6 protein-coding genes are annotated in these 7,832 nt (G+C 66.5%); 1 reads left to right on the top strand and 5 read right to left on the bottom strand.

Annotation, left to right across the window (positions count from 1 at the left end):
* Positions 1-377: 377 nt before the first annotated feature.
* From L1965_RS10760 to L1965_RS10740, 5 genes are all read right to left on the bottom strand, one after another.
* Positions 378-1,025, bottom strand: coding sequence for a class I SAM-dependent methyltransferase (locus L1965_RS10760; RefSeq protein ID WP_235756431.1), 648 nt, complete (start codon positions 1,023-1,025; stop codon positions 378-380).
* A 374-nt stretch (positions 1,026-1,399) separates the two neighbouring features.
* Positions 1,400-2,512: a molybdenum ABC transporter ATP-binding protein gene (gene modC / locus L1965_RS10755; RefSeq protein WP_235756430.1), complete on the bottom strand. Its 1,113-nt coding sequence runs from the start codon at positions 2,510-2,512 to the stop codon at positions 1,400-1,402.
* Positions 2,512-3,180 (bottom strand): molybdate ABC transporter permease subunit, encoded by a 669-nt coding sequence (gene modB, locus L1965_RS10750; RefSeq protein ID WP_235756429.1) that lies wholly within the window; start codon positions 3,178-3,180, stop codon positions 2,512-2,514. The genes modC and modB overlap by 1 nt, the downstream gene beginning before the upstream one ends.
* 4 nt (positions 3,181-3,184) lie before the next feature.
* The gene (gene modA, locus L1965_RS10745) at positions 3,185-3,976 is read right to left on the bottom strand and encodes a molybdate ABC transporter substrate-binding protein (RefSeq protein ID WP_235756428.1); all 792 of its coding nucleotides are present in this window, start codon (positions 3,974-3,976) and stop codon (positions 3,185-3,187) included.
* A 66-nt stretch (positions 3,977-4,042) separates the two neighbouring features.
* On the bottom strand, positions 4,043-4,423 hold the full coding sequence (locus tag L1965_RS10740; RefSeq protein WP_235756427.1) for a winged helix-turn-helix domain-containing protein: 381 nt from the start codon (positions 4,421-4,423) through the stop codon (positions 4,043-4,045).
* Between the two features lie 702 nt (positions 4,424-5,125).
* On the opposite strand from L1965_RS10740, the gene L1965_RS10735 reads away from it, so the two are divergent.
* Positions 5,126-7,798 carry a cation-translocating P-type ATPase gene (locus L1965_RS10735; RefSeq protein WP_235756426.1) on the top strand — a complete coding sequence of 891 codons (2,673 nt, stop codon included), beginning with the start codon at positions 5,126-5,128 and terminating at the stop codon, positions 7,796-7,798.
* The last annotated feature ends 34 nt before the right edge of the window (positions 7,799-7,832 follow it).

The following is a 7,832-nucleotide window of genomic DNA, read 5'->3' as shown; positions in this document are numbered from 1 at the left end:
TGGCCACCCTTGGGGTTGAACAGGCTCTGGATGTCGTCGAGGGCGGCTTTGGTGTTCGGCTTGGCCATGGGAAATCTCCTTCCGGGGGATCATGTGTCGCGTTCGTTCTGACCCATCATATAATGCTGCACCGCAGCATTGCAACCGCCGCAGTGCAGAAAAATTACCGGAAGCCGATCGGGGCAAGATGGCGCCGCGGACGCGCCAGATCCGCGCGCGCGGCGAGCATCCTTGCTTTCAAGCGAACTTCCCCGTCCCGGCAGGAAATTCCGATCAGGCCGTGCGCCAGCGCGCCCCGGTTTCGCGGCCGCGTCACGGGATCGCTTGTCCGATTGTCGCGCAGCGCGCCTGGCCGGGGCGGCAGAGCCTGACGGGTTTCAGGAATGCGTTTCCAGCTTGCGAAAGACCGAGATCTGCAGATTCTGGATATGGCCGCCTGGGGTCTGGTGGGCGTGGCGCAGTGCATGAACGGGAACCAGCCGCCCGGGTATCAGCCGTTCCATCTTCGCGGCCAATGTTTCAGGCGAGTATCGCTGCACAGGCAGGTTCGAGCACCTGTCGGGCCCGGTAAGATCGAATGTGGCGATGACTGCCACCCCGCCGGGGCGCAGGCTTTTGTCCAGCCTGTCAAGATAGCGCTGCTGGTCGTCCGGATCGGTCAGAAAATGGAACACGGCCCGATCATGCCAGACGTCATAGGTCCTGTCGGGCGTCCACGCGCACAGGTCCGCGACAATGAAATCGACCTGTGACGCGCGCGCGCCAAGCCGCGCTTGCGTGATCGCCAGCGCTTCGGCCGAGAGGTCCAGCACGCTGATCGCACCCGGTTCTTCATCCAGGACAAGGTCGACCAGCCGCGACGCACCGCCGCCGACGTCGATCAAGGCGCCATGTGGCGGCAGATGCTGGCGCACGAGCGCCAGTGACATCTCGGGCATGTCTTCGAACCAGGTCAGTCTTGCCTCGTCCCGCGACGCGTAGACAGAGTTCCAGTGACGAGAGAGATCCATTGCGTCCTGTTTCACGGCCACAAGCCTAACAGAAAGCCGATGGCAAGCCTATCCGCGTTGATTCATGTCGGCGCGGTCGGGTCCGGAGGATGATCCGGCGGTGCCTTCGGCCAGTGCCCGACAAAGGCGATGACGCAAGACGCGTCGGACCAACCAGATCGGGATGCGCCCGAGGCCGGTCTTCGGGATCGGGGGCCTGCGGACCACAACCAACGCATCCCGGCGCGCCGACGGCGACGCAGCGCGGACCCAGCGGCAGGACCGTCGCGTGCCACACACACCTTGCACAAGCGCCAGCTCGCACGCGGGGCGGCCCAAATCGCGGCGGCCCGGGGTGCAGGATGATGGCGGCGCGGTCCGGGCCGATGGTGCCGTCGCGGTGCGGAGGGTCACGGCATGGACGGTGCCGTTCCGGGCGGATGAAGGCGGGCACGGGCGACATGGTCGCGCGCGACCGACATGGTCTTGAGGATCGCGTGAACCGAGTCGCCCGGTTGCAGGCTCAACTGCTCGGCGGCGCGGCGCGTGATGCGGGCGACGATCTCGTCGCGGCCCACCGCGACATGCACGATCACGCCCGGCCCCGCGCCCGGGACGATCCGAGCGACGCGACCTTCGAGGATGTTCTGCGCCGACAACCCCTCGGGCCGGGTGCGCGCCAGGATCACCTCATGCGCCATGATGCGGACCCGCACGCGGGTTCCCGGCGCAGCGTCGACCGTGGGCAGGAAAAGCGAGCCGGTCGCCACCTCCAGGCGGCTCAACCCGTCGGGAAGTTGCTCGGCCAGCGTCGCGGGCAACAGGGCCGCCAGCTCACGGACACCCATCGCGCGGAGCGCGTCGGGGTCCGCCATCACCTCGGCCGTCGTGCCCGAGCCGATCATCTGACCCTTCTCGATCACCACCATGCGGTCGGCCAGCAGTTGCGCCTCGTTCACGTCATGCGTGACCAGCACGACCGGCATGGAGAGATGCGCGCGCAGCGCGATGATCTCGGCATGAAGCCGCTCGCGCGTGGCGCGGTCCACCGCCGAGAACGGCTCGTCAAGCAAAAGCGCCTGCGGTCTGCGGGCCAGGGCGCGCGCCACCGCGACGCGCTGCTGCTGCCCGCCCGACAGCTGTGCGGGCTTGCGATCGGCAAGCCCGTGCAGGTTCACAAGATCCAGAAGGCGCGTGGCCTCGACACGGTCCGGTATGTCCATCGCCGCAATCACATTCCGTGCGGCGGTCATGTGCGGGAACAGCGCATAGTTCTGGAAGACGATGCCGACGCGGCGGCGGTGCGGAGGCAGGTTCACGCCGATGCTGGTGTCAAGCCAGGATGTGCCACCCACCGTCACCCGCGCCCGATCGGGACGCCAGAGCCCGGCGATGCTGCGCAAGATCGTGGTCTTGCCCGATCCCGAATGCCCGACCAGCGCCAGAAGCTCGCCTGCCTCGACCCGGAAGGCCACGTCGAGCGGGATCGGTTCGCGGGCCCGTGCCATCACCTCGAGCGCCATCAGGACAGCTTCCGACCGACGCGCGCCGACAACCAGAAGGTCAACGAGATGGTGAACAGCGATATCGCCACCAGCACCGCCGACATGATCGCCGCGGATCGACCGTCGAAGGCCTGCACGCGGTCATAGATCGCGATGGCGATGGTCCTGGTCTCGCCGGGAATCGAACCGCCGACCATCAGCACGATGCCGAACTCTCCCAGAGTATGCGCGAAGGTCAGCACCATGGCCGTCATCAGCCCCGGCCAGGCCAGTGGCAGTTCGACCTTCCACAAACTCGCCAGCGGCGACATCCCACAGCATGCTGCGGCGTCACGGATATCGGCGGCGACCGACTCGAAGCCGCGCTGCGCGGGCTGGATGGCGAAGGGCAGGTTGAAGATGACCGAGGCGACCACAAGGCCCTGGAAGCTGAACACCAGCTGCTGCCCGAAGAGGCCTTGCCACAGATCGCCGGCCGGCGAATTGCGACCGAAGGCCACCAGAAGATAGAAGCCGAACACCGTGGGCGGCAGCACCAATGGCAGCATCACCAGCGCCTCGACCAGCCCCTTGCCCCGGAACCGGCGGTAGGCGAGACATCGGCCCGCCAGCACCGAAACCGGCAGCAGGATGACGACCGTCCACCCCGCCAGCCGCAAAGACAGGAACAATGCCGTCCAGTCCATGCGGTTAATCTTCCTCGGGTAGGACGAAGCCGTAACGCTGCATGATCTCGCGCGCCGCCGGCGTCTTGACATAGGCATAGAAAGCCTGCGCGACCTTGCCCGCACCGCCCAGCAGCGCCATGCGCTGGCGCAGCGGTTCATGCCAGTCCTCGGGGATCAGTGCGAAGCTGCCCCGCGGCCCGACCGCAGGAGCCAGGGCCAGCGAATAGGCAATGATCCCGCCCTCGGCATTGTTCGACAGCGCGAATTGCGCGGCCTGACTGACGTTCTCGCCCTGCACCAGAAAGGGTTGCAGATCGTCCCAGATTCCCTTGGTGATCAGCGCCTCGCGCGCGCGCATCCCGTAGGGCGCATGATCCGGGTTGGCGATCGCAAATCGGGTGATTTGTCCTGCGGCGAGCATATCGGCCAGAGTGTCAAGCCTGGGGTCCGGCGTCAGGGTCGATCCGTCCGGCACCATGATGACGATCCGTCCTTCGGCGTAAGGATCGCCTTCGTCCAGCGTGAACCCATCGGCGTGCAGTTCGGCGATGAACTGTTCGTCGGCAGCCATGAAAATCTGGAACGGCGCGCCTTCGCGGATCTGGCGCGCAAAATTGCCGGTCGAGCCGAAGGTCAGCCGCAGTTCGTTCCCGGTTTCGGCCCTGAATGCCTCGGCGATCTCGGTCAGGGCGAACTGGAGGTCCGAGGCCGCGGCAACGATCGGGATGTCGTCCTGCGCGGATGCACAGCTCGTGCCAAGGGCGAAGGCTGCGACAAGGGCGAGAAGCGAACGCCGGGCGACGGAAACAGGCATGGGGACCCCCGCTATCTGATATGGTCCGCCGAACATATCGACGGAAACTCGCCGCGGGCACAAGCGTTATTTTCCTTGCGGGACATCCCTCAACAGATCGCACAGCGCGTCCAGTCGCGATTTTCCGGCCTCGACGGCCTCGCGCTCGAAGGCCCGGTACAGCGACAGCACCATGCGCCCGTTATCCGTCAGAACGGCCCCGCCCCCGCCCGGGCCTCCGCGCGTGCTTTCCACGAGCGGATCCCGGAACATGGCGTTCAACGTGCCGACCAGTTCCCATGCGCGCTTGTAGCTCATTCCCATTTCGCGGCCAGCCGCGGCGATGGAACCGGTCGCGGCAATCCGCTCCAGCAGTTCCGCCTTCCCCGGCCCGACCATCCGGCCTTCGCCAAAGACGATGCGGAAGCGCAAGCGGGGCTGTGGCGGCCGTTGTGGTCGTGATGTCATATCGCGTGATATGCAGGAAACCGTTGGACGATCAAGTCCCAGCCCGGATCGCCGGTTGCCAACCCGTTTCATGCGCGCACATGTTCATGCGCGCTGTTGTGTGACACGGATATCTGCAGGACACGCCATCCGTGCCGCCACGGGCCCCGGCCATCCACTGAAAACCCTGTAGTCGTTGGCTCCATCGCAGTTCTTCGCGGGTTGCCGCGGCTGTTCACGATGGTGGCCGCCACGCGGATCATGGACGGGGTGTGACGCGGGCAGAGCGCCGGGAGTGCAGCCTCATTGCCGGACCGAATACCTTCCAAGAGGGCCATTTCGTCTCTATGTTCCTGACGCATGAAGATCCCCGTGATCGTTGCTCGTTTCTGCAAGGGAAGGTCGATACGCGTCCGGTCTGCTGCGCGCCACGCGTTGATTCGAGCTGACTTGCGGATGGCCGTCGCGATTCCATTCTTCATGTCGGCCGTTTCGCCCGGCGGGAATCCTATCGGGGAGTTTCGGTGATTGAACAGCCGGCCGAAACGCTTCATCTTCCAGGCGTATCGGCATGACGGATGCCGTCCGGGGCTCGGCCTCGGGCTGGGCTCACCGGAATGCCATGCGCTGTGCCGAACCGGATAGGATCTTGAGCATTACCGACTGCGACGTCTCCCTTCACAAGGCGGTCTGCCGCGGCCGGGTCCACGCCGGAGGAGTTTCATGACCAAACAGCATGTCCGCAGCGTCGAGCAAACGCTCGACGATCTGTCCGTCGACCCCAAGCAGGGCCTTGATGAGGCAGAAGTCCGGCGGCGGCGCAGGGAACACGGACCCAATCGGCTTGGTGCGGCGGAACAGGCCAGTCCATGGAGGATCCTCGCCGACCAGTTCAGAAACCTCGTCATCTTCATCCTTGCCGCCGCAGCGATCCTGTCCTTCGCGATGGGCGAGATCGTGCAGATGGCTGCGATCCTGGCGGCCATCGTGATCAATGCCGCCATCGGCTTCGTTACGGAATGGAAGGCCGTCCGGTCAATGGAGGCGCTGCGCAGCCTCGGCACCGTGCAGGCGCGAGTGAAACGGGACGGGACGAGTGCGACCGTCGATTCCGAGAACCTCGTGCCCGGGGATGTGGTGCTGCTCGATGCCGGAGATGTCGTGACGGCCGATCTGCGGCTGATCGAGGCGAACGGGCTGACCTGCGACGAATCCTCGCTGACAGGCGAATCGGTGCCGGTGACCAAGACCACGGAGGCGGTAGAGGCCGACGCGCCGCTGGCCGAACGCAGCTCGATGGCCTTCAAGGGCACCGCGGTCACGGGCGGCAGCGCCGCCGGCGTGGTGGTGGCCACCGGCATGCGGACCGAACTTGGCGGCATCGCGCGCATGACCTCGGAGGCCAGCGAAGAGGTGACGCCGCTCGAGAAGCGGCTGGACCGACTGGCGCGCAATCTGATCGTGGTCACGCTGATCGTGGCGGCGGTGGTCGCGGCCCTCGGCTGGCTGGGCGGCAAGGACCTCGTGTTCATGCTCGAGACGGCGGTGGCGCTCGCGGTGGCCGCCGTCCCCGAGGGCCTGCCTATCGTGGCGACCGTGGCTCTGGCGCGTGGCATGTGGCGCATGGCGCACCGCAACGCGCTGGTCGAGCGGCTGGCCGCGGTCGAGACTCTGGGCTCGACCAGCGTGATCTTCGCCGACAAGACCGGAACGCTGACGCAGAACCGGATGCGCGTGGCGCGGCTGGCGCTGCCCGGGCAGGACCAAGAGGTGCCCTGGGACGAGGACAAGCGTCCGGAGAAGCCCTCGCCCCTGGCGTGCCGGCTGCTGGAGGTCGCCGCGCTGTGCAACAATGCCGCACTGGAGCAAAAGGATGGCGGCGACGGCGAGCACCCCGCCGGCACCGGCGACCCGATGGAGATCGCGCTTCTGCATGCCGCCGCGGGCGCCGGCCTCACCCGGGACCGCCTGCTCGACAAGCAGCCCGAAGAGCGCGAGGAAAGCTTCGACGCCGAGACCAAGATGATGGCAACGTTTCACCGCGCCGAAGGCGGTTGGCGCGTCGCGGTCAAGGGCGCGCCGGAGGCGGTGCTGGAGGTCGCCACGCAGGTCGCGACCGAAGAGGGTGCGGCCGAGGCGCTGTCCGACGCGGCCCGCAAGGACTGGGATGCGCGGGTCGAGACGCTGGCCGCCGAAGGCTACCGCGTGCTCGCATTCGCCGAACGGCAGGCCGACAGCACCGAGGCCGATCCCTACGAGGGCCTCACCCTGCTCGGCCTCGTGGGGCTGGAGGATCCGCCCCGCGACGACGTTGCCGATGCCATCGAACGGTGCCGCAGAGCCGGCATTCGCGTCATCATGGTCACGGGCGACCAGCCGGTGACGGCTGCCGCCATCGCCGCACAGGTCGGGCTTGCCAAGGAACCGAAGGCGACAGTGGGCCGCGATCTTCCGAAGCTGGGTGACGGGGCGGACGCGGATGTTCATGAAGGGCTTCGCGACAATGACGTCTTCGCTCGCGTCTCGCCGGAACAGAAGCTCGACCTGATCCGCCTCTGGCAGGAGGCCGGCGCGGTGGTCGCGATGACCGGTGACGGCGTGAACGACGCGCCGGCGCTGAAGAAGGCCGACGTGGGTATCGCCATGGGCCAGCGCGGCACTGACGTCGCCCGAGAGGCGGCGGACATCGTTCTGAAGGACGATGCCTTCCCCACGATCGTGATGGCGATCGAACAGGGACGCACGATATTCGAGAACATCCGGAGGTTCATCGTCTACCTGCTCTCCGGCAATCTTGGCCAGGTTCTGGCCGTCGGGCTTTGTGCCGTGATGGGCGCGCCCCTTCCGCTTCTGCCGCTTCAGATCCTCTATATCAATCTCGTGCTCGACGTGTTCCCGGCTCTGGCACTCGGCGTCGGCGAAAGCGCCGAGGGCATCATGGATCGCAAACCCCGCGACCCGAATGAGCCCGTTCTGACACGAGCACACTGGATCGCGACCGTCCTCTGGGGCGCGCTGATTGCGGCGTCGGTCACGACGGTATTCTTTGTCGCGCTGGCACAGGGCATGAGCCAGGACGCGGCGGTGACGATCGGCTTTCTGAGCTTCGCGCTGGCGCGGCTCTGGCATGTCTTCAACATGCGCGATGCGGGGACCGGGCTTTTCGCCAACGAGGTCACGCGCAACCGCTGGGTCTGGTATGCGATCGGCACGTGCCTTGCCTTGACCGCAGCCGCCGCATGGCTACCCGGCCTGAGCACTGTTCTCGACGTGGTTGCGCTGGATGCTTCCGGATGGTTGCTGGTTCTGAGCGGCAGTCTGGTGCCCCTGCTCGTCGGCCAGGCGGCGCTCAGCCTTTGGCACCTCTCGTCCCGACGCGAGCCCAAGGAGCCATGAGCCGTGCCATGGCTCTCGCTGCGCCTCATCCCGC

The organism is Paracoccus salsus (assembly GCF_021556615.1).
Lineage (GTDB): Bacteria > Pseudomonadota > Alphaproteobacteria > Rhodobacterales > Rhodobacteraceae > Paracoccus > Paracoccus salsus.
Note: the sequence above shows the minus strand (reverse complement) of the source record. Positions and strands in the feature narration are given on the sequence as shown.